Source organism: Maridesulfovibrio sp. (assembly GCF_963677005.1).
GTDB lineage: Bacteria > Desulfobacterota > Desulfovibrionia > Desulfovibrionales > Desulfovibrionaceae > Maridesulfovibrio.
The window spans coordinates 3,110,168-3,131,615 of sequence record NZ_OY781616.1 but is presented as its reverse complement, the minus strand read 5'-3'; the positions used below and the strand labels follow the sequence as shown (position 1 = coordinate 3,131,615).

Genomic DNA, 21,448 nt, shown 5'->3' with positions numbered 1-21,448 from the left:
CCCTCCGGGAAATTTTCTGGTTTGTTTGTACTTCTCAGTATGCTTGATTCATATAGCAAGCCCGTCGAGGCTTTTGGTAAAATTAGCAAACAGTATGCCACTACCCCTACAGAAGAGTAGCAATTTTACATATAATGTAAATTACCGCTTAAACCAAAGCAATCGTCCACTCACAGAATACACAATGACGACATAAACCATTCATGAGCTCTTCTCAAACACATCTGACAAGTTGCGAAATTGTAAACTTCGCAACCAAAATTGAGAATTATCACCGGAAGTGCGAATTTCGCACAAAAAATGAGAATTCGCAGGACAAAAAAAAGCGGGGAACCGGGCTTGTGCCCGACTCCCCGCCATAACCGTAAGTCTCAGACTATTTTTTTGCGCGAACCTTGAGGTAACATTTTTCCTTGCTGCCTTCGGGAAGAGCTGTCATTTCAAAATGAAATCCGGCTCCCTGGAAGGTTCCGTAGTCAATGATTCCGGCAACTTCACAAAGAGTTGCGCACTCTTCGTCGGAGCAGCCCATATCACGCCATGCATTCTTCAGAGGACAGTTGTCAAACTCGATGTCCAGGCCGCCTTCGTCACAACGGGTAATTGTAGGAGCAAACATCTTGGAATCGTCAGGAATTCCGCCGATAAAGGCATCGCAAAGGCCTTTGAAATCAGCGGGTGCGAATTTCTTGAAATTCTCGCCAATCTGCTCGCCTCTTTTATAAATACCTTTTTTCATTACTTCTTTTGCTTTTTCAAGACCGAATTCATCCACCATGGCGTCGAAGATCAATTTATAGATGATGGCCCTGTTCTCATTGGCGGCATAAAGCTCTTCACGCAGTTTGGCTTCACTCATTTTTGTTAACTCCTTTATTGTGCCGACGCGGAATACGCCGAGCTTGATTAATTTTTCCAAATTACATGCATAAGATGTACCTATTTTCGCAAAAGTCAACATTGGCACCAAACTTGATAGGAGAAAGATCACAAAAAAGGAAATTTGCACCAAGGAAACAAACTTCCGCGGATATGAGAATTATCCGCGCATACCGAAAAGGATTGATATGGATCTGCATGCGTTCTTTAATAATGAAGTAAAACCCGCACTGGGTTGTACGGAACCTGGTGCCGTGGCTTTTGCCGCCAGTGCCGGAGCAAGCTATCTCGCCGGACCTCCCCGGCACATTCACTTACGGCTTTCGGCCAATATCTATAAAAACGGACAGTCCGTGGGCATCCCCGGCACACCGGGACTCAGGGGCAATCTGCTCGCAGCCGCCCTCGGCGCTCTCGGCGGAGACCATGAAAAAGGACTGCAGTCCCTTGAGAAGATAGATGACGATTGCATTGCAAAGGCAAGCGAGATGCTCAACTCCGGAAGTCTGACTCAGGAAGTGCTGCAGGATGTCCCCAATGTGTATGTTGAAGTGGAGCTGATCAGACAGGGCGAAAGCGTAACCGCCGTTGTCGCCCACTCTCACGACAATCTTGTGGAAATCATCCGCAACAAGCAGACCGTCTTTGAAGGACAGGAGTGTGAATCCGGTTCCGGACGTCTCCCCTCCTACCTGAACGAACTTTCACGTCTTGATTTCGCACAGCTGTGGGACCTTGCAGGACAGATAAGCCCTGAGGATGAGAAATTCCTGCTTGAAGGTGCGGCAATGAACCTGCACGTGGCAAAACAGGGAATTGAAAAACCGTGGGGACTCGGTTCCGGCTTCGTAACCGCCGATAACATGGTCAACGAAGACCTTGGTCTGACCATCCGCGCATGGTCGGCCGCGGCTGCCGATGTGCGCATGGACGGAGGGCAGTGGCCGGTAATGAGCAGCGCCGGAAGCGGCAACCACGGACTGACTGCAATAATCCCGCCGGCACTGGCCGCCAGGGCCTGGAACAAATCGGACAGGGAACTGGCCGAAGCTCTGGCCCTGTCCCATCTGGTAACCGGAGCGGTAAAGGCCAAAACAGGCCGCCTTACCCCTGTATGCGGATGCTCAATCGCAGCCGGAGCAGGTGCCGCCGCAGCCCTGACCAGACTGGCCGGAGGCAACGCCACACAGGCGGAACAGGCTTCGGCATATGTTTTGTCATCCGTTCTGGGAATGATCTGTGACGGAGCAAAAGGAACCTGCGCCCTCAAAGTCGGTACGGCCGCAGGTGAAGCCTATCAGGGAATGCTGCTGGCAACCAAAGGCACGGGCCTTACCTCCCAGCAGGGAATCATCGGCCCGGATTTCAAAGACAACGCCATGGCTGTCGGTGAACTTTCCGGTATCGGCTTTGCCGCTGTCGACGCAGTGATCCTGCGCCTTCTGGACCGCCACCCCGCAGGGACCGCACAGGCATAGATTGCCTGTGGCACCCCGGAAACAACTGAAACTTCTATAATATGAAATAACGGAGATAAGAATGAGTGAACTTGATTTCATTGCCACGGAAAATGCACCGGCCGCAGTCGGTCCTTACTCGCAGGCCGTAGCCTGTGATAATGTCCTCTACATCAGCGGACAGCTCGGCCTTGACCCGGAAACCATGAAGCTGGCTGATGGATTCGCCGCACAGGCGAAACAGTCAGTCAAAAATCTGGGAGCCATTCTTGAAGAGGCAGGATGCGCGGTAACCGACATCATCAGCGTGGATGTCTTCCTCGTTGATATGGGAGAATTCAAAACTCTCAACGAAATCTACGCCGATTTCATGGGTGACCACAAACCGGCCCGTGCGGCAATTCAGGTCGCCGCCCTTCCTCTGGGCGGACTGGTGGAGATCAAGTGCGTGGCACGGAGAAAGTAGCAATATTTCATCAGCTGCTACCTGTCTCAGCAGTTCTCCAATTGATGCTTCAAGGCGCTCCTGTCGGGCTGAGACCCGGCAGGAGCCGCTTTATATGAACTGTCTGAAAAATTACGACAACTCGACCCAATTTTTGAATATCAGGTCATTGACCCTGAATTCTTCAGGTGTAATCAGGGTCCGGCAATGGAAGCTCTCAAAACGTTCGTCCGTTTTCCTGACAGCCTCCGCAAAAGAAAAAACATCATCGTACATGAAATCGGGATGGAACTGGACCCCCCAGACGGGTCTCCCTTTTACCTGAAATCCGTGAACGGCACAGCGAGAGGAACTTGCCGTGATTTCAAACCGTTCATCAAGTCCGAACACTTCGTCATAATGAAACACGCCCGATTTAAACGAATCCATTCCCCTGAAAAGGAGGTTGTCGGACAACGCAATTTCCGTCCAGCCTACTTCAGGTGTTGCCGATTTTCGAACATGCTCCTTGCCGAGTATATGCCTGACCAGAAACTGATGCCCGAAGCAGATGCCGAGAATGGATTTATCTTCGGACAGGAACCGACCGATAATGGCATCCAGATCCGGGTACCAATCGTTTTCCTCGGCAGCGCTTTCCGTAGACCCGGATATCATCAGATGCGTATATTTTTCAAAAAGGTTAAAATTCCTCAGTCCGTCAAGGTGGACGGTATCGTGCGGAACTCCTATGCTTTGAAAGGCCTCGGCAATTCTATTGTCGAAACTTGTTCTGAATGATTCCTCAGAAAGGATATTCAGAATGAGAATCTGTTTATTATCCATTTGATACAACCTTTACAGCAGCTTTACTTCTTCTCGAAGAAGACCCGACAACAACACCGATGTCAAGAAACAGGTTTCCAGATCTGAGATGAAACTGAACCTATATATCACACGGAGATTAATTTGCTTTACAGAACAATGCCCAAAAACGGAGACAGATTATCCGCCCTCGGCTTCGGCTGTATGCGCTTTCCCATGGTCAACGGAGAGATTGACGAAGACCGGGCCATAGCCCAGATCCGCTCGGCCATTGACGGCGGTGTGAACTATCTGGATACCGCCTGGGTCTACCATGACGAACAGAGCGAATCCATTCTGGGCCGGGCGCTCAAGGACGGATACCGCGAAAAGGTCCGCATCGCGACCAAACTGCCCACCTGGCTCGTCAATCGCCGGGAGGACATGGATACATTTCTGGACGCTCAGCTTGAAAAGCTCGGAACCGACCACATCGACTACTATCTGGTCCATTCTCTGGCAGGCCCCTCATGGAAATCCATAAGCAGCCTTGATGTAACAAATTTTCTGGATGAGGCCAGAAAGGACGGCCGGATAGTCAATCCCGGCTTTTCCTTCCACGGGCTTTGCAAAGATTTTATGGAAATAGTCGATGCCTATCCCTGGGTGTTCTGCCAGATACAGTACAACTATCTGGACACGGACTTTCAGGCAGGAACAAAAGGGCTGAAATACGCCGCCTCAAAAGGACTCGGTGTAATCATCATGGAACCGCTGCGCGGAGGGAATCTGGGTATGCCGGTTCCGCCTGCGGCTGTTGCCGAGATCTGGGACAGGGCGAAAACCAAAAGAACACCGGTGGAATGGGCACTTCGCTGGCTGTGGAACCATCCGGAAGTGGTCGTGGTCCTTTCCGGCATGAACGAGGAAGAACACATCAGGCAGAATCTGGCCATTGCCTCCGAAGCGGAACCGAACTCCCTGACTGAAACAGAACTTGATCTGGTCCGGCAGGCAGCGGAGACCTACCGCGAACTTATGCAGGTAGGCTGCACCGGCTGCGGATACTGCATGCCCTGCCCTGCCAATGTTCTGATCTCCACCTGCTTCGACTTCTTCAACAAGCTGCACCTGTTCGGAAACGGGAAGGTTGCAAAATCATTGTACGACACCTTCCTCCACGAAAACCAGTACCGGAAATCCGGCTTCGCATCGCAGTGCGTTGAATGCGGGCAGTGCATTGAAAAATGCCCCCAGGGAATCGAAATACCTGAAGTGCTCAAACGTGTGGCTTCCGAAATGGGAAAATAGCAGTTGCCATGCCGATGAAGGGCCGGAAACATACTTAGTTGTGACGCTTCGCGCTTTTGATGACTTGAATTTGCCGCTGGCAGCCAAAGGAGATAATCCCCTTTGGAATCCCTGAATTCCTGGAATGCTGGCCGCTAATAGTTTTCTTGATCAAACATTTTGGCGAACTGAAAAAGCAGCAGTGTTTTACGATCACGTCCACTTCATCAGCACGGCAGCGCATTTTCCGCAAAGTCATTTTTTACCGATTCGAACTTTTTACAGAAAGAAATAAGACAAAAGTGAAATCAGATAGACGAAAATTGTAAATATAATCAAAAATTAAGCAGATATGAAATAGCTAATTGAACGTTTATGGGAAAAGGTGTAGCGGTATAAAAAAGGCTGATGAAAAGAAAGCTGACCACAACTACAACCCAAGAAGAGGTCCCATGGATTTCAAGAACTATGACATCGGACCGCATTACGATGAGATGTTCGCCTCTCCCAACACTCCGCGTCTGGAAGCCGGACTTCTGGCAGACAAAATCAGGAGTCTGGGCATGCAGGAGCTTCAAAGCAGACAGGAAGCGGCTGAACAGGCGTTCTATGACCTCGGCATAACTTTCACGGTCTACGGCCATGAAGAAGGTACTGAGAAAATCTTCCCCTTTGATATCATTCCCAGAATAATCGGGGCGGAGGATTGGAGCCGTCTGGAGCGCGGACTCAAACAGCGCATCGAGGCCCTGAATCTTTTCATTGACGATATTTACCATGACCAGCGCATCATAAAGGATAAGGTTGTTCCCGAAGATGTAATTCTGACTGCAGAAGGATATTTCGAGGAATGCCGGGGCATAAACCCGCCCGGCGGAGTCTGGTGCCACATAACCGGAACCGATCTTATCCGGGACGACAAAGGCGAATTCCATGTGCTTGAGGACAACCTCCGCAGTCCCTCGGGAGTGTCTTACGTCATGGCGAACCGCCGGATTCTCAAACGGACCTTCCCGCAGGTGTTCGCCGCAGCGGGTATCCGTCCGGTCGAGGACTATCCGGCGCACCTGCTGCAGACAATGCATGACGTGATTCCCGGACACAGCTCGAATCCAAGCTGCGCTCTGCTTACGCCCGGAATCTACAATTCCGCTTATTATGAGCACTCCTATCTGGCACAGCAGACCGGTGTGGAACTGGTGGAAGGACGGGATCTGGTGGTTGAAGACGGCATAGTCTACATGCGCACCACCAAGGGATTGAAACCGGTGGATGTAATCTACCGCCGTGTCGGCGAAGACTTCCTTGATCCCACGGTTTTCAGGCCGGATTCCCTGCTGGGAGTCCCCGGCATAATGGACGCCTACCGCCGCGGGAACGTGACCCTGATGAATGCTCCGGGAACCGGAGTTGCCGATGACAAGGTGGTTTACGCTTATGTTCCGGAAATCATCAAATACTATCTTGATCAGGAAGCAATCATTCCCAATGTGCCCACCTACCTTTGCTGGAAGGATGATGACCGTTCCTACGTTCTGGATCATCTGAACGAACTGGTGGTCAAGGCCGCCAACGAATCCGGAGGGTACGGCATGCTCGTAGGCCCTCACTCCACAAAGGAAGAACAGGACGAATTCGCCCGCAGGATCAAGGAAAAGCCTCGCAACTACATTGCCCAGCCCACCATACAGCTTTCGCGCGTACCGGTCATAGTGGGTGACAGTTTTGAAGGGCGGCATGTGGACTTGCGGCCGTACGTTCTTTACGGCAAGGAAATCCGAGTAATACCGGGAGGACTGACCAGGGTCGCACTGAAAAAAGGCTCTCTGGTAGTAAACTCCTCGCAGGGCGGCGGAAGCAAGGATACCTGGGTTCTGTCCCGGTAACCGGAGTTACGCCCGGCAGCCTGCCCGTTGAACAGGGCAATGATGCTGCAACAACCGATAATCATGTAGCACGGAACCGGTTTGCCCGATGTTCCGGCACAAACAAATATAAATTGAACAGCAAGAGGACACCATGCTTTCACGCGTTGCCGATGCCGTATACTGGATGAGCCGCTACCTTGAAAGAGCCGTCAACCTGGCCAGGATTGTGGACGTGAACTGGCTTCTGACTCTGGACATGCCCGAAGATTTCGGAGAGCAGTGGGAACCGCTGGTAGCCACCACCGGCGACCGCGACTATTTCTTTCAGCGCTTTGACCGCGTGGACAGGGAAACCGTTCTGCAATTCCTGCTTTTCGATACCGAGTACATGAATTCCATCCGTTCCTGCCTGCGCATGGCCAGAGAAAACGCCCGGACTATCCGTGAAATGATTCCCTCGGAAATGTGGGAGGAGGTCAACATTTTTTACCATATGGTGGAACGTGCGGCGGAAAACCCGGAAGCGGTTGTCATGAACCCGTTTTCATTCTGCAACGAGGTCAAACGCAGAGGGTTCATACTCGGCGGGATTTCAGCCGCAGCCATGCCCCGCGACGAGGCCTTCTACTTTACGCACATGGGCCGCATGCTGGAACGTGCGGACAAAACCACCCGCCTGCTGGACGTTAAGTATTTCCTGCTGCTCCCCAAGGTGGAAGACGTCAACACCACGCTGGACCACATCCAGTGGAACGCTCTGCTCAAAGCTGCTTCCGGGTTCCAGGCATACAGCCACCGTCACGGACTGATCTCTCCGGACAAAGTGGTGGACTTCCTGCTGCTCGACCATGACTTTCCCCGCTCCAGTCTCCATTGCCTTACTGTGGCCCGCAACTCCATGCACCAGATCACCGGCAGACCCATCGGGCATTTTTCCAACATGGCCGAAAAGGTACTCGGCCAGCTTGTCGGGGAAATGTCTTTTCACGATCTGGAAGAAATCATCGGCTTCGGACTGCATGAATTTACCGACAACCTTCAAACCCGCATGAACAAAGTGGATACGGCCATTGCTGAAACATTTTTCAGCGTATCGACCCCGCTTGACTCACCCGGGGAACAGTGACATTAATCGGCCATGACATTCTGCCTTGGAATAAACGTTGAAGAGGGATTGGTAGGCATAGCCGATACCCGTATCACCTCCGGAAACGAAATCATAACTGCACGAAAAGTTACGGCGTACCAGAACGGTTTCGGCGCATTTTTCGTCATGACTTCCGGTCTGCGCAGTGTGCGCGACAAGATGATCACCTACTTCGAAGAGCGCATGGATACCATGGAAACCAGCCCGGACAAGCTGTACAAAATGGTAAATCTGCTCGCCGAAGAACTCCGCCGCGTGGCCGAGGAAGACAAGGATTATCTTTGTAATGCCGGACTGAATTTCAACCTGCACACCCTTGTGGGCGGACAGCTCAAGGGCGACTCCGACCACAAGCTCTACCTGATTTATCCTGAAGGAAACTGGGTGGAAATCGGTCAGGGCACGCCCTACCACATCATCGGTGAAGGCGGGTATGGAAAACCGGTCCTGGACCGCACGCTCAAGCACTCGGACACGCTCCATTTTGCGCTAAAAGTCGGCTGTCTGGCCTTCGATTCCACACGCATTTCAGCTTCTGACGTCAACTTTCCCATAGACGTGGTGCTCTATTCCAGACACAGCCACGAAATTGTTGAACAGCGTTACGAGGCCGGCGATCTGGCGGATATATCCCAATGGTGGCAGAATCTGCTGAGGCAGGGAGTTAATGACCTGCCTTCCGAGTGGATAGAAAACATCGCCGCCAAGCTCAAACGTGTTCGCAGGCGCATGGGCAAGGAAAATACGGACTAAACGTGCGTTTCACCCTGCGGCATCTGACTCGTTACAGCTATTCCCGGCCGGTTTTCATTGAACCGCACACCATTCACCTGACCCCCAGACAGGACTCCAGCCAGCACGTGCTGCAACATGAGCTTCTCATCACACCGGCTCCGACCGGGCGCTGGGATGGAATTGACGCAGAGGGAAATCCCTTTACGCAGGTCTGGTTCGATGGAACAGCCTCGGAATTTCTGGTGGAAGCTCGGACCACTGTCCAGACCCTGCGCGACAACCCCTTCAGTTTTCTGCTCTGCGATGCAGCCTGTCACATCCCTCCGAAATTAAGCCCGGAAGAAAAAACCGCACTTGGTGCCTGCCTGCGGCAGACGCCCTATTCAATCACCAGCCGAATCACCCGACTGGCCGAAAAAATACGTGCAGATTCACAGGGCCGGGAACTTGATTTCGTATTGGAACTCAACACCTGGATTTTTGAAAATATAGCCAAGATAATTCGCCGGGAACCCGGCATTCTAAGCCCGGAAGAAGTCTGCAACGGAAAGGAAGGCGCCTGCCGCGACTCAGCAGGACTTTTCATCGCCTGCTGCCGACAGGTTGGAATTCCGGCACGCTTTGTTTCCGGCTATCAGGCCGGAGATCCGGAATCGGCTGACGGCCATGACCTGCACGCATGGGCGGAAGCCTATATCCCCGGAGCAGGATGGATCGGCCTTGACCCAACCCACGGACTTGTGGTGGCTGACCGTCATGTTGCTCTGGCCGCTTCGCACGACCCCGAATTGACCGCCCCGACCTGCGGCCATTTCCGCGGCACCGGCGCAGACTGCACCATGACCCACGAACTGCACCTCTCTGCAGACAGTTAAGCCCCCTTCACAGCCCAGATCACAGAGCAGGCAGTTCCACACTTACCGAAAATTTTCCATCACTCCATGAAAGCAACAGTTCGCCTCCATGATTTTCAACAATCCTTTGTACTATCGCAAGCCCCAGCCCTGATCCGGGAATGGATTCGGACGCACCGCCACGCTGAAACGCTTCAGTCAACCGCAGCATATTCACAGACGGCTGTTCAGCGTCATTGGTAACAGAGATGATGATCCTGCCGTGTTCATTTCCAAGGTAAATTTCGACATTTCCGCCCGGAGGAGTGAACTTAAGGGCATTACCCAGCAGATTATCACCAAGGCAACCGATATCTCCGGCAGCACCGACCCCGGGAAGATTCTCCGGGAAAACACTGTGCAAATGAATACCCTTTGCTTCAAAAGAGGGTTCATGCCTCCGCAACAATTCATTAAAAATATCCACAAAACACAGGGGCTCCGGTGTACTTTTATCGAGTTCCAGACGCGAAAAACGAAGCATTCTTTCTATAAGGGCATCCATGCCTTCTATTTCCTCACGCATGGAATCAAGCAAAACAAGCTGTTTTCCACTCACCTGTTCTTCAAGAACCTGCCGGGCAACATCGATTCTGGTCAGAGGACTGCGCAACTCGTGTGATACGTGAGCGGTCATTTCCTTCCCGACACGGACAAGATGCTGTATTGATTCCGCCATCTCATTAAAATCCCTTGCCACCTGACCGACCTCATCCTGTGATGTAACCTTCGTGCGATGGGCCAGGTCTCCGGAGGCAAACAGCCTCATATCATGCCGCAGTTCTCCAAGAGGTCCGGTAACAATGCGGGCAAACGGTACGGCCAGCAAGGCAAGTGCGGCAGCAAGCACCAACAAAACAGAGCCGTATTTGTCATGATCGGGGAAAAATAAAAATCCACCTTTTCCATTTCTTGGAACATCAGATCCGGGTATGATCAGCGCATAAGCTCTGCCGCCCTGATTGAACTGTATGGAATCTGTTGCATCGGCATCACCGATCTTTCCTGATTCGACAATACGGACATCACCTTTAAACAGTCTGGAAGCCAGTTTTTCCAGTCCTACCAGAGAAACTTCGTGAGCCAGATCGTTTTTCAAGGCCACGTTCAGCAACTGAACGGCTGCCGCCCTTTTATCCTGCCTGCTGATCTCATCATCCTTGTGGGACATGCCTATCAGCCAGACGGCTACCGCAAGAATCAGGACCATAAAGACCAGTTCTGTAAGGACAATCTTCCAGTAAAGTCGTTTCATTTTCATTTACCCACGAACTTGTAGCCGACACCCCAGACCGTTTTGATCCGGTCTTCATGTCCGGAATGCTTCCTCAAAATTGCCCTTACCCGGCTGACATGCACATCCACGGTCCTGTCCGAAACAACGGTCTCAACACCCCAGCCCATATCAAGCAGGGTGTCCCTTGAAACCGGGACGTCCGGCTGGCGCATAAGCGCGGAGAGAATATTGAATTCCGCAGTACTCAGATCATATTCAAATGAATCCACGGTAAAAATCTGCCGGGAGAGATCAAGTGACAGTCCGGCAACTTCCAGAGCATCCATTGATACCGGGCCGACTGCATACCGCCGTGTTGTAGCCCTGATGCGGGCCAGAAGTTCACGCAGGTTGAAGGGCTTGGGCAGATAATCGTCGGCTCCCATTTCCAGTCCTACAACCCTGTCCGAAGCATCTCCCTTTGCCGTAAGCATGATGACCGGCACAGCTGAAACGCGCCGTATATCGGAGAGCACTTCAAACCCGTCCTTTCCGGGCATCATGACATCAAGAACTATTACCGAAGGCTGCATCCTCCGAACCGCTTCCGCGGCACTGTTTCCATCAGGGAGTTCCCCGATTTCATAATCATAGTCCGCCAGATATTCACCCAGCAGCTTTCGCAACTTGTCATCATCGTCGATAATCAGAATTTTTCCTCTCATAAACAACCTCCCCATGCATATACCCGTTTTCGACAGCAGCGGTTACCTTTTCTTCCGGCATTCACACTTTTTCATACTTTACAAACTTATCCCGGAATTCATGCACCGGTCTGCTGCTAGAAGAGAGGCATAGTTTCTACCATAAAGACCTATCGGAGAAAAAATGACTCAACTTAAAAAGAACCGCGCATTCATTTCAGCGGCAACGGCTTTCACCTTTATTCCGACAATGATCACCAGCATCCTTTTGCTCTGCCACGTAAAATTCTACGGCATCATGAGCATCCACAAGTGGGTCGGTCTAGCATTCATCCTGCTGTGCTTCTGCCACATTCCCATCAACTGGGCAGCGTTGAGGAATCATCTGAAATCGAAGACCGCCATTCCGGCATTGATCATTACAGTGATCCTGACTTTCAGCCTGCTGCTGTTCGGAGGGTCCGGCACCGGTTCCGGTAAAGGACGTCACGGCAGAAACATTGCCGGGCATTCGTACATGAGCACCCCCTATTAAAAACAAGGACACCTGCACCTCCGGCAAACGGAAACAGGAAACAACGTATTACATTGTGGAGTTAACAATGAGTAAAAATATTGAAGGAAAATCAATTACCCGTCTGATGCGTTCCCTGCATCGTGATATTGGATTCATACTTATCGGGCTGACGCTCATGTACTGCGTAAGCGGAATCGTGCTCATATACAGGGATCAGGGATTTCTAAAAACAGAACAAAGGGTGGAAAAGGTGATCTCTCCCGGCCTTGATGCCGGAGAAATTAAGTCTGAACTGAGGCTGCGGAAAATGAAAATAGATCGTCAGGAAGGCAGCATCATATATTTCAACAACGGGAAATATGATAAAATTACAGGCCAGGTTTCTTACACCACACAAAAATATCCAGCGATAATTGAAAAACTGAACTCGCTTCACCTGTCGCCGAGCAACTCGCCAATCCACTTTCTCGGCGTGACTTACGGAATTCTGCTGCTCTTCCTGGCACTGTCTTCACTGCTTATGTACAAGGCGGGAACACGGCAGTTACGCAGAGGAATTACTCTGGCAGCCACAGGTATTCTTGCAGCGGCGGCTATCCTTATCATATAAGCAAAAAAAGACCGCCGGCTGTCAGGATATAATTTTACAGACACAATCCTGCTGCATATAAAAAACCGTTTCTGCAAGATTTTTCAATCTGATACAGAAACGGTTTTTTTAATCTGCTTATTTGCTGTGAGCCAAATACGGAACAGCTATTGTTCACTTTCCTTACTTCGTAACAATAAGCATTTCACCGAAATCAGGTGTCAGAGACTGCATGGCCTCTTCCGCGCTTGGTATTGTGTAGAACTGTCCGGCCTGAACCCTTATGTACTTCTTGCCGTTCACGTTTACCTCCACCATGCGCGATTCCTTGAAGCCGCGACCGCGAAGATCTTCAAGGACTGCGGTTGCCCGGTCATACTCCGAAAAGGACCCGACCTGAACGTAATACGTATCCTGCACAGTGGCGGTTTCCGAAAGCAGAACATCCTTGACTTCCGGAGCAGCCTGCACAGTCTCCTCGACCACAGCCTCTTCTTCCGGGGCGGCAGTTGCGGCTACAATCTGATCGGCAGCCACAGGCTCCACGTTCACATCGTCTATGGCCCGCAGTTCAACAGGCGTAAGCCCTTTATTGACGATACCGAGCTTCGCAGCGGCAGTGTAGGAAAGATCGATTATCCTGCGGTCCGGATCGGCGAAAGGTCCGCGATCGTTTACCCGGACGATAACCTGCTTTCCGCTGCTGCGGTCAGTGACCTCAAGCATGGTTCCCATCGGCAGGGTCCGATGAGCCGCAGTCATGGCGTACATATTGTAGGTTTCGCCGTTGGCCGTGGTCTTGCCGTGGAAATCATCCCCGTACCAGGAAGCCAGTCCCTGAGCCTTATAGCCCTTGGAACTTAAGTGCGGTACGTAAGTCTGCCCGTTCACGCTGTACGGATCGGTTTTTAGTACAGGCTTGACCGTTTTCGGAGAATCCTGCTTCAAAGCTGCAGGCGTCTTTGCAGGCGGGGTGGAGTAAATCCTTTTCTTGGCACAGCCTGCTGAAAACACCAGCAGCAGGACTGCAAGCAACACCAGAAATCTTGACATTTAACCCTCCGTCATATGGACAATATATTGTTTCACACTTGTTTTTAAGTAACAAACATCCAGATATCCATAGTGGCTGCGGTCACTAAAGTCCAGTTGCCGCGATTATAATGTGCGGTATTCAAATAAGCGAAAGGTCTTCAACGTCCGGGACGTGACAATGCCAGAGCCAAAGCAGTGGTGAGCTTAACAATCTCGTTGTTGCTGCGGCGAACGGTGGTAGAAAGACGCCTGCCGATGGTCATGAAAAGCTTGCAGCCGATGGAAGGATGGGATTCGGCCAACTCGAAAAATCTATCCCGATGGGTGACCAGAAACTCGGAATCCTCGACAACAGCAACCGTTGCCGAGCGGATGTCCCTGTCTATAAGGGCTATTTCACCGAAGACAGGATAGCTGCTGTCATCAAGATTAGCCAAGACCTTACGGGGATTTTTCATTTCGGTCAGCGGGATGTTCATTCCCTTGATGAGCATGCGTTTCGAAACGCGGACCTTGCCGTTGACCAGGATGAACATTTCATCACCCTCGTCACCCTCAGTGATGATATTGGTCCCGGCCGGTACTGAAACAGAATGAAAAATATTTTTTACCGGGGCAAGCTCATCATCGGCCAGTTCCTGAAAAAGCGGTATGGATTTCCAGAAATCAGTCATGTCCGCCTCCGGCATCCGGGCTGATGATCAGCACGGCGTCATAATGCTCCATAGGCTCGCTGTCAGCCGGGTTCATCTTCACTTCCGGTCCCTGCATGCCCAGCGAAGTATCCTGACCAGAGGATCTAAAAAGTTCCATGATGAACTGGTCAAGTGCGGACCCTTCATCCATCACATCGGTAAGGGAAAGATTCTTGCCTAGTTTACACGCGGCAACAGGCAGGGCTCCGCAGCTTTCCCGGATCACACTGCTGAATTCTCCCCAGTTTTTCGCACGGTCATCAGGAGTGCACGGCCTGAACTGCAATCTCCCTGAATCGCCTATGCCCAGCAGACTCCTGAAAAAAGACCACATGGATGGGCTGACGCCCATCATGCCCATCATCCGGCTTGAAATTTCTCCGCGAACCAGAATCTCGTTGGCTCCTGCACGCAGCAGGTGTTCCTTGTTTTCCTGCATGGCAATCTCGGCATAGACCGGAACCTTGGGAGCCAGTGTGCGCAGGGCCAGAACCGCATAAATGGCCTGCTGATCAGAATCCTTCGCATCTACCGTATCCTGACAGAGCACATACACGGTGCGGGCCGTATCCGGGCTGGAACGGGCTATGGTGTTGGCCTGGCTGATGTTGCCGTGCACGAAATGCAGGTTATCACCCAGATCAAGGCGAAAAGAGATTTCATCCCGCTGCTGCTGTTCCAGTCCGCTTACTATAACCAGATGAAAATTTCTGCTGTCGAACTGCTCACGCAGAGAGTCCACAAGCCCGAAAGCGTAATCGTTCCAGCCGAGTATGATGACATGATTGCTTATTTTCACGCTCAGGAGCCCCTTGCGCTTTTTGGCCTTGCGCTCAACCAGCATGGAGGCCATGTTACCGGTAAGGGAGGAAACCATCCCGATACCGGAAATCATGACCAGGGCACCGAGAATACGTCCGGGAACAGTGGAAGGAACCATGTCCCCGTACCCGACTGTGGTGAGGGTTACGATCGACCACCAGAAGGCACCGGAAAGTCCGTCCTTCCCGGCCTCCCTGAGTTCCAGCCAGTAATAGCCGAGCGTGCTGAGCAGAAGCAGCATCCCTGTGGCAATAACCAGCTTGCCGAACCCCGATTTTAGCCATTCGGTAAATTTCATGCCGACAATGCGTCCAGATGCAGTATAGATTCATGCGGGAAATCCGCAGGAACAGCTGAAGGCCTATTTTCCGGTTATATTATACTTTTTGAGCTTGTATTGCAGCAAACTTTTTGAGATGCCGAGAGTTTCAGCGGCATCAACCTTGACGAAGCCGCTGTGCACCAGCGCACGGCGCACCAGTGTGGCTTCTATCCTGTCCAGCGTATCCGCGAGGTTGAGCTTGGTGGGAAGAAGGTCCACGGCACTTTTGAACTGCGCTTCCTCGTCCTTTATTTCCGCAGGCAGATCTTCCGTACCGATGACGGTACCGGAACTGAGTACAACGCAGCGCTCCACGACATTCTGCAACTGGCGTACGTTGCCGGGCCATTCATAGGCAGTCATGTAGTCCATGGCTGATGGAGAGAAACCTTCAAATTTTTTGTTGTTGTCTGCCGAGTATACAGCGAGGAAGTGGTCCACCAGAAAAGGAATATCCTCCCTGCGTTCCCGAAGCGGCGGCATCTCTATGCTCACAACATTAAGCCTGTAGTACAGGTCTTCCCGGAATTCTCCCTTTTCCACCGCTTCCTTGAGATTCTTGTTGGTGGCCGCAACAATGCGGATATCCACCTTGATTGGGTCAACTCCGCCGACCCGTTCTATGGTCTTCTCCTGCAGCACCCGCAGCAGCTTCACCTGCATGTCATGGGAAATTTCTCCGATTTCATCCAGGAACAGCGTCCCCTGATCGGCGGCCTCGAACCGGCCTCTCTTGCGGGCCACGGCACCGGTGAACGATCCTTTCTCATGCCCGAAAAGCTCACTTTCGAGCACTCCGGCGTTAAAGGCCATGCAGTTGACCGAAACAAACGGCTTGTCGCAGCGGGGAGATTCCTGATGTATGGCCTGGGCGACCAGTTCCTTTCCGGTACCGGACTCCCCGGTCACCAGAACGGTCGAGCTTCCGGGAGCGGCCTTGCTGATCATATCGAAGACCTGCAGCATGGGCTTGGAACGGCCGATTATGTTGCTTGGAGAATAGCGATCCCTGATCTGCTCACGTAACTGCCTGTTTTCCTGCTGCGCTCTGGCAAACTGGGCGGCCTTGGTCACGGAAAGGAGCAGTTCCTCATTTGCAAACGGCTTGGTTATATAATCGAACGCCCCTATTTTCATGGCCTCGACAGCGGATTCAATGGAACCGAAGGCGGTCATGATTATCACCGGGATGTACGGATAGTTCTTTTTTACGTGCTCCAAAACATCCTGCCCGGTGAGCTTGGGCATTTTCATGTCGGTGATGACCATATCCACCTCGGACTCGTCGAGATAGGCCAGGCCGGTTTCAGGGTCGGAAAGTGCGGTGACGGTGTATCCTTCGTCTGAAAGCAGCGCTTCCAGAATGAGCAGATAGTTCTGTTCGTCATCCAGTACGAGAATGTTTGCAGGCATATTTAAATTCCGGTTTGTCAGCAGTCTTTTTTAACGGGCAGTATAATTCTGATCCGCGCTCCGCCTTCGGGATTATTGCCGATGACGAGCTTTCCCTTATGGCTTTCCACAATATTGGACACTATGGCAAGCCCGAGTCCGGTTCCATTGTCTTTTGTTGTGAAGAACGGGTCTCTGGCCTTGTCGATCACTTCGGGTGAAAATCCGGGCCCGCTGTCCGAAAATACGATATCAAGCTCGTTGTCCTTATTGGAGATGGAAACAGAAACCGTGCCGTCCCTGTCCACCGCCTGAACGGCATTGCCCACCAGATTGTAAAACGCGCGGTAAAGCAGGTCCTCATCTCCGCAGACCGTATGCCCATGCACATAATCGCGCTTGAGATCGATTCCGGATTCAGCGCATTTGGACTCCATGAACATGAAGATCTTGTCCAGCAGCATGGCCGGGTCAAGGGTGACGAGGGCTATTTTCCGCGGCCTTGCGTAATCCAGAAAATCGCTGACAGTGCGGCTGAGTCGCTTTGTTTCCTCGTGGATTGCTCCCAGAATTCTGGCATTGACCGGGTCGCTCTCGTGCATCCTTTTCAGCAGCAGTTCCGAACTTGATCTGATAATTCCCAACGGGTTTCGTATTTCATGGGCCACGCCGGAAACCATTCGGCCTATGCTGGCCAGCTTCTCGCTCTGGTTCAGTTCCTTCTCGAACTGCTGGCGTTCAGCCATGCGCTGGGCGTTGATTATATCCGCACGCCGGATAATGGCCATGATGGTGGCAAAAAGGATGAGAGCCGAAAAACTGGATGTGAACAGGATCAGCCGCTCGAAATTTATGACCGACTGGTAATCCTCGGTAATGTCCTGAGTAAGCTCAAGGACCCCCATGATCACGTTTTCGTTGATTTTGAAACTTTTTTCCGAACGCAGCGGGTAAACGATCTTGAGCAGCATGGTTCCGGGACGCATATTCAGGTCGAAAAGCAGCCCCATGGTGGATTTCTTGCTGATAAACTCGTATTTGGGTTTACCGCTCTCCAGAACCTTTTTTACAAACTCTCCGCCAAGGTCCTCGGCACCTATGAACGCCTTGTCCGTGGAGTATGAAACTATCAAATCCGGATCGTAGATACGGACTTCACTGACCTTGAAGCTGTGCACAGTGGAGCGCACCACCTGATCAAGGCGCTCCATCTGCTCCGTGTTTTTCAGCCCTATTTTTCCGTATCCTATCAGGGTCGGAAGTATAAAACGCCGGTAAATCTGATGGTTGAGGTTCTCAGCCTGCAACAGGGCAAATTCTTTCTGCTTTTCCAGTAGGGTCTCGTCAGCATGTTTTGCCAGAAACACGGAAAGCCCGAGGCTGCTGGCAATAATGACCACCAGCAGGGTCCATGAAAGCAGCTTGACGAGCTGAAAAGATTTTACCTGAAGATCCTGAGTCTGCTCCAAGGGAAGCCTCCGGCTTGTTTTGCCACGCTAATCCATATCGCGGTCACGCAACCCGATGAGGTAAAGAATGGAATCCAGCCCGAAATGGGAAATGGCCTGACGGGCGCCTTTTTTAACTTTAGGCTTGGCGTGAAAAGCTATACCAAGGCCGGCAATGGAAAGCATGGGCAGATCGTTTGCCCCGTCTCCCACGGCAATGGCCTGCTGCAGGCTGATCTTTTCCTTTTCAGCTATGGAGCAGAGCAGTTCCGCTTTTTTCGGTCCGTCCACGATATCGCCTATGACTCCGCCGGTAAGCTTGCCGTCCTTTATTTCAAGACGGTTGGCGTACACATAGTCTACCCCGAGCCTTTCCTGAAGTTTTTCTCCGAAATAGGTAAATCCGCCGGAGATAATGGCAATCTTATAGCCGAATTTTTTCAGGTTGGCGATGAGTCGTTCCGCTCCCTCGGTTATCGGAAGCCTGCGGGCAATATCTTCCATGACCGATTCATCCAGCCCCTTCAGGGTTGCCAGACGTCTGCGCAGACTTTCCTGGAAATCAATCTCCCCGCGCATGGCGGATTCGGTAATGGAGCTGACCAGTTCCCCGGACCCTGCAGCCCGGGCCAGTTCATCAATCACTTCAGTCTGAATAAGGGTGGAGTCCATGTCGAACGCCACGAGCCTGCGGTTGCGCCTGAAAGCATTGTCTTCCTGCAGAGCGATATCAACCTGCTCTTCCGTTGCCATGGACAGAAAGCTGGCACGCATAAGGTCGAGATTCTCAGGAACCCCGCGTACTGAAAACTCTATGCATGAATGTCTGGGAGCCGGGTCGCCGTCCATGGGGATGCGCCCGGACAGACGGTGTATCATGTCGATATTCAGTCCGTTTTCAGCTACGATATTAGCTACTTTGGAAATTGCTGTCCCGCTGGCTTTTCTGCCGACAAGGGTGATTATATGCCGGGGTTTACCCTGAGCGCTGACCCATTCCATGTAATTATCCGACTGAATCGGCCGGAACTTCACGGTAACCCCGAGTTCGTAGCCCCTGAACATTATGTCCTTGAGCACGGGAGCAGACTCGGCTTCCCGCGGAATGCGGATCAAAACGCCCAGCACCAGTTGGTTATGAATTACACTCTGGCCGATATCAAGTATATCGATCCCGTATCCGGCCAGCACCCCGGTAAGGGATGAAGTCAGGCCGGGTTTGTCCTCTCCGGAAATTTGAATGAGAATTATCTGAGGCATGTTTATGTCCGTAATGGTAGATATGATGGCGGACTTTGGCATAAAAATTCTATACAGTAAACATAGCAGATTCTACAGTTGAAAATAGTTATTCGGCTTGCCACTTTTTACGCAGCCACGTACACTATAGTATCTCTTCTTCCCAAGGTAAGACTATGGCAAACAGCAAAAAAAGCGCAGAAGTTCATTCTCCGGAACTTACCGGCATGCTTGGAGAAGGATTCCATCTGAACGCCGGACCTGATCCTGAACGAATGCTCTCCATACACCGCCGCATCCATGAAAAGATGGATGATTACAAGGACTACAGTTTTTCGGCCACCGAAAAAAGAGCCTTGATGATTTTTTTCGACCTGGCTCAGGAATTCGATACTCTGGAAGAATTTTTCGCTGTCTGTACGGCAATTCCGAAATTTCTCTTCGATCTTGACTGTCGGCTGTATCTGGCCATCGGGCCGGACAACTTCGTTCCGGTTGGAAAAACTGAAGATAACGGCCCCATATGCAGTTCCGTGCCTCTTGAAAAAACGTACCGGGGAAAACATCTGTTTATCCCCATACGCGGCAACATAGAGCTGGTGGACCAGCTTCCGTTCAAACCGGCCGGAGACGTGATCGGGTGTTTCGAACTGTACATGATTGAAAAGCTATCTTCTCACCAGTCTCTTTTTTTTGAAAAATTCATCAACCGGGTCGGTTTTCAACTGCATAACAAACTTCTGCGCCGCAAAGGGCAGGAGCACCTTGATTTCGTGCGCAACCTGGTCAAGGACGTCGGGCATAATGTTATTGTGCCGAACATGTATTTCAAGCTGTTCTACAACAGGCTGCGCGACAGAATAGAAAATATACGCAAGCTTGAAAGCAGTCTGAACGGCAAGGACAAAACCGTCATAAAGGAAGAGCTTGAAGAACTGTACAAAGGACTTGTCTCACAATTCAACGAAATACACAGCCATTACGAACAGACCAGCCTATTCCTTGAAACCCTTCTGCGACGCCAGCATTTCGAGGAAGGGCGCTACATAGTGGAGAAACGCCCCTGCAATCTTCTGAAACAGATTATTGAACCGCAGTTGGAAAGATACCGATCCAGATTTGAGGAACGCGGAATACGTCTGGATATAAGCATGGGAGGAGTCCCGGACAGGGAAGTGCGCATTGTCGCAGACGTGGGACTTATCTCCCAAGTATACGCAAACTTCTTTTCAAACGCAGTTAAATACACCAGAGAAGCGGCCATGCAGGACGGTCATAACGATAAATTCACTGCATATGGCTGGGATATGGTTCCGGACCATTTCCAGAACGGCTGGGACGGGCTGAAGCTGAACGTATTCACCACAGGTCCTCACCTTTCCGAAAATGACCGCGACAAACTATTTCAGGCCGGATTCAGAAGTGAGAACGTGGGCAACGAATACGGCTCCGGGCACGGACTTTTTTTTGTGCGTCAGGTAGTGGAACTGCATGGAGGCGAAGTCGGCTATGAACCGCAGGATGGAGGAAACAATTTCTACTTTATCCTGCCTTTCAAGAGAAAATAGACGGTCGCCTCTATCTTTTTTCAATAGGTACACACATAAAAATAGATTATCATAATTACGATTACCGCCGATAATGGATATGCCCTGAACATAAGGCAGGAACGCACCGTGCTGGCGTTCTATGCAAGCTGATTTCCGATTTGGACGATATTGTGAATGCACTTGCAATACTATTTTTAAAGCAATGCTTATATTCTTTTTTTCAACGCATGGATTTAATATCAAAAAAAACATATTTTGCATTAAGTTACATCAGCACCACGATGCATTATTTGCAACTTGCTGTAAAATAATTTACAGAACTTACTATGAAAGTGTTGTGTTAATGCAGTAGACAGTAACGTAGAAATTCTTTGCTACTTTACTTTTTCGTGTTATCACTTTACCAAGTTTGCTCAGACCGA

At 51.1% G+C, this 21,448-nt stretch carries 20 protein-coding genes; 10 read left to right on the top strand and 10 right to left on the bottom strand.

Annotated features, from left to right (window positions below):
* Nucleotides 1-376: 376 nt before the first annotated feature.
* Nucleotides 377-859: an L-2-amino-thiazoline-4-carboxylic acid hydrolase gene (locus tag ACKU4E_RS13890; RefSeq protein ID WP_320171677.1), complete on the bottom strand. Its 483-nt coding sequence runs from the start codon at nucleotides 857-859 to the stop codon at nucleotides 377-379.
* 208 nt (nucleotides 860-1,067) lie between these two features.
* Here ACKU4E_RS13890 and ACKU4E_RS13885 point away from each other — a divergent pair, with 208 nt between their 5' ends.
* Both ACKU4E_RS13885 and ACKU4E_RS13880 read left to right on the top strand, forming a co-directional pair.
* Entirely contained in the window at nucleotides 1,068-2,357 is a 1,290-nt protein-coding gene (locus tag ACKU4E_RS13885; protein WP_320171676.1) for an L-serine ammonia-lyase, iron-sulfur-dependent, subunit alpha, read from the top strand.
* Nucleotides 2,358-2,418: 61 nt separating this feature from the next.
* A complete protein-coding gene (locus ACKU4E_RS13880; protein WP_320171675.1) occupies nucleotides 2,419-2,802 on the top strand; it encodes a Rid family detoxifying hydrolase in 384 nt (127 codons plus the stop codon).
* Nucleotides 2,803-2,913: 111 nt separating this feature from the next.
* On the opposite strand, the gene ACKU4E_RS13875 is transcribed toward ACKU4E_RS13880, so the two are convergent.
* Nucleotides 2,914-3,606: a glutamine amidotransferase-related protein gene (locus tag ACKU4E_RS13875; protein ID WP_320171674.1), complete on the bottom strand. Its 693-nt coding sequence runs from the start codon at nucleotides 3,604-3,606 to the stop codon at nucleotides 2,914-2,916.
* Between the two features lie 123 nt (nucleotides 3,607-3,729).
* On the opposite strand from ACKU4E_RS13875, the gene ACKU4E_RS13870 reads away from it, so the two are divergent.
* The 5 genes from ACKU4E_RS13870 to ACKU4E_RS13850 all read left to right on the top strand — a co-directional run bounded on the left by ACKU4E_RS13870 (nucleotide 3,730) and on the right by ACKU4E_RS13850 (nucleotide 9,479).
* Nucleotides 3,730-4,875 carry an aldo/keto reductase gene (locus ACKU4E_RS13870; RefSeq protein WP_320171673.1) on the top strand — a complete coding sequence of 382 codons (1,146 nt, stop codon included), beginning with the start codon at nucleotides 3,730-3,732 and terminating at the stop codon, nucleotides 4,873-4,875.
* Nucleotides 4,876-5,306: 431 nt separating this feature from the next.
* Nucleotides 5,307-6,740 carry a circularly permuted type 2 ATP-grasp protein gene (locus ACKU4E_RS13865; protein ID WP_320171672.1) on the top strand — a complete coding sequence of 478 codons (1,434 nt, stop codon included), beginning with the start codon at nucleotides 5,307-5,309 and terminating at the stop codon, nucleotides 6,738-6,740.
* 133 nt (nucleotides 6,741-6,873) lie between these two features.
* Nucleotides 6,874-7,848 carry an alpha-E domain-containing protein gene (locus ACKU4E_RS13860; protein ID WP_320171671.1) on the top strand — a complete coding sequence of 325 codons (975 nt, stop codon included), beginning with the start codon at nucleotides 6,874-6,876 and terminating at the stop codon, nucleotides 7,846-7,848.
* A gap of 12 nt (nucleotides 7,849-7,860) precedes the next feature.
* Nucleotides 7,861-8,622 carry a peptidase gene (locus tag ACKU4E_RS13855; RefSeq protein ID WP_320171670.1) on the top strand — a complete coding sequence of 254 codons (762 nt, stop codon included), beginning with the start codon at nucleotides 7,861-7,863 and terminating at the stop codon, nucleotides 8,620-8,622.
* Between the two features lie 2 nt (nucleotides 8,623-8,624).
* Entirely contained in the window at nucleotides 8,625-9,479 is an 855-nt protein-coding gene (locus ACKU4E_RS13850) for a transglutaminase family protein (RefSeq protein WP_320171669.1), read from the top strand.
* Nucleotides 9,480-9,498: 19 nt separating this feature from the next.
* Here ACKU4E_RS13850 and ACKU4E_RS13845 read toward each other — a convergent pair whose 3' ends face one another.
* Both ACKU4E_RS13845 and ACKU4E_RS13840 read right to left on the bottom strand, forming a co-directional pair.
* Nucleotides 9,499-10,752: a HAMP domain-containing sensor histidine kinase gene (locus tag ACKU4E_RS13845; RefSeq protein ID WP_320171668.1), complete on the bottom strand. Its 1,254-nt coding sequence runs from the start codon at nucleotides 10,750-10,752 to the stop codon at nucleotides 9,499-9,501.
* 2 nt (nucleotides 10,753-10,754) lie between these two features.
* The gene (locus tag ACKU4E_RS13840) at nucleotides 10,755-11,438 is read right to left on the bottom strand and encodes a response regulator transcription factor (protein ID WP_320171667.1); all 684 of its coding nucleotides are present in this window, start codon (nucleotides 11,436-11,438) and stop codon (nucleotides 10,755-10,757) included.
* Nucleotides 11,439-11,601: 163 nt separating this feature from the next.
* Between ACKU4E_RS13840 and ACKU4E_RS13835 the strand changes: the two genes are divergently transcribed.
* Together ACKU4E_RS13835 and ACKU4E_RS13830 are read left to right on the top strand one after the other, a co-directional pair.
* Nucleotides 11,602-11,952, top strand: coding sequence for a hypothetical protein (locus ACKU4E_RS13835; RefSeq protein WP_320171666.1), 351 nt, complete (start codon nucleotides 11,602-11,604; stop codon nucleotides 11,950-11,952).
* A 67-nt stretch (nucleotides 11,953-12,019) separates the two neighbouring features.
* Nucleotides 12,020-12,544 (top strand): hypothetical protein, encoded by a 525-nt coding sequence (locus tag ACKU4E_RS13830; RefSeq protein ID WP_320171665.1) that lies wholly within the window; start codon nucleotides 12,020-12,022, stop codon nucleotides 12,542-12,544.
* Nucleotides 12,545-12,706: 162 nt separating this feature from the next.
* On the opposite strand, the gene ACKU4E_RS13825 is transcribed toward ACKU4E_RS13830, so the two are convergent.
* The 6 genes from ACKU4E_RS13825 to serB all read right to left on the bottom strand — a co-directional run bounded on the left by ACKU4E_RS13825 (nucleotide 12,707) and on the right by serB (nucleotide 19,497).
* Nucleotides 12,707-13,576 (bottom strand): septal ring lytic transglycosylase RlpA family protein, encoded by an 870-nt coding sequence (locus ACKU4E_RS13825; protein ID WP_320171664.1) that lies wholly within the window; start codon nucleotides 13,574-13,576, stop codon nucleotides 12,707-12,709.
* Between the two features lie 140 nt (nucleotides 13,577-13,716).
* Nucleotides 13,717-14,232: a cyclic nucleotide-binding domain-containing protein gene (locus ACKU4E_RS13820; protein ID WP_320171663.1), complete on the bottom strand. Its 516-nt coding sequence runs from the start codon at nucleotides 14,230-14,232 to the stop codon at nucleotides 13,717-13,719.
* Nucleotides 14,225-15,373, bottom strand: coding sequence for an ion channel (locus ACKU4E_RS13815; RefSeq protein ID WP_320171662.1), 1,149 nt, complete (start codon nucleotides 15,371-15,373; stop codon nucleotides 14,225-14,227). The genes ACKU4E_RS13820 and ACKU4E_RS13815 overlap by 8 nt, the downstream gene beginning before the upstream one ends.
* A 63-nt stretch (nucleotides 15,374-15,436) precedes the next feature.
* Nucleotides 15,437-16,810 (bottom strand): sigma-54 dependent transcriptional regulator, encoded by a 1,374-nt coding sequence (locus tag ACKU4E_RS13810; RefSeq protein ID WP_320171661.1) that lies wholly within the window; start codon nucleotides 16,808-16,810, stop codon nucleotides 15,437-15,439.
* A gap of 17 nt (nucleotides 16,811-16,827) precedes the next feature.
* Complete coding sequence (locus tag ACKU4E_RS13805) at nucleotides 16,828-18,258, bottom strand: ATP-binding protein (RefSeq protein ID WP_320171660.1); 1,431 nt, start codon at nucleotides 18,256-18,258, stop codon at nucleotides 16,828-16,830.
* Between the two features lie 27 nt (nucleotides 18,259-18,285).
* Nucleotides 18,286-19,497, bottom strand: a complete 1,212-nt coding sequence (gene serB, locus ACKU4E_RS13800) for a phosphoserine phosphatase SerB (RefSeq protein WP_320171659.1) — start codon at nucleotides 19,495-19,497, stop codon at nucleotides 18,286-18,288.
* A 155-nt stretch (nucleotides 19,498-19,652) separates the two neighbouring features.
* On the opposite strand from serB, the gene ACKU4E_RS13795 reads away from it, so the two are divergent.
* Entirely contained in the window at nucleotides 19,653-21,044 is a 1,392-nt protein-coding gene (locus ACKU4E_RS13795; protein WP_320171658.1) for a HAMP domain-containing sensor histidine kinase, read from the top strand.
* The last annotated feature ends 404 nt before the right edge of the window (nucleotides 21,045-21,448 follow it).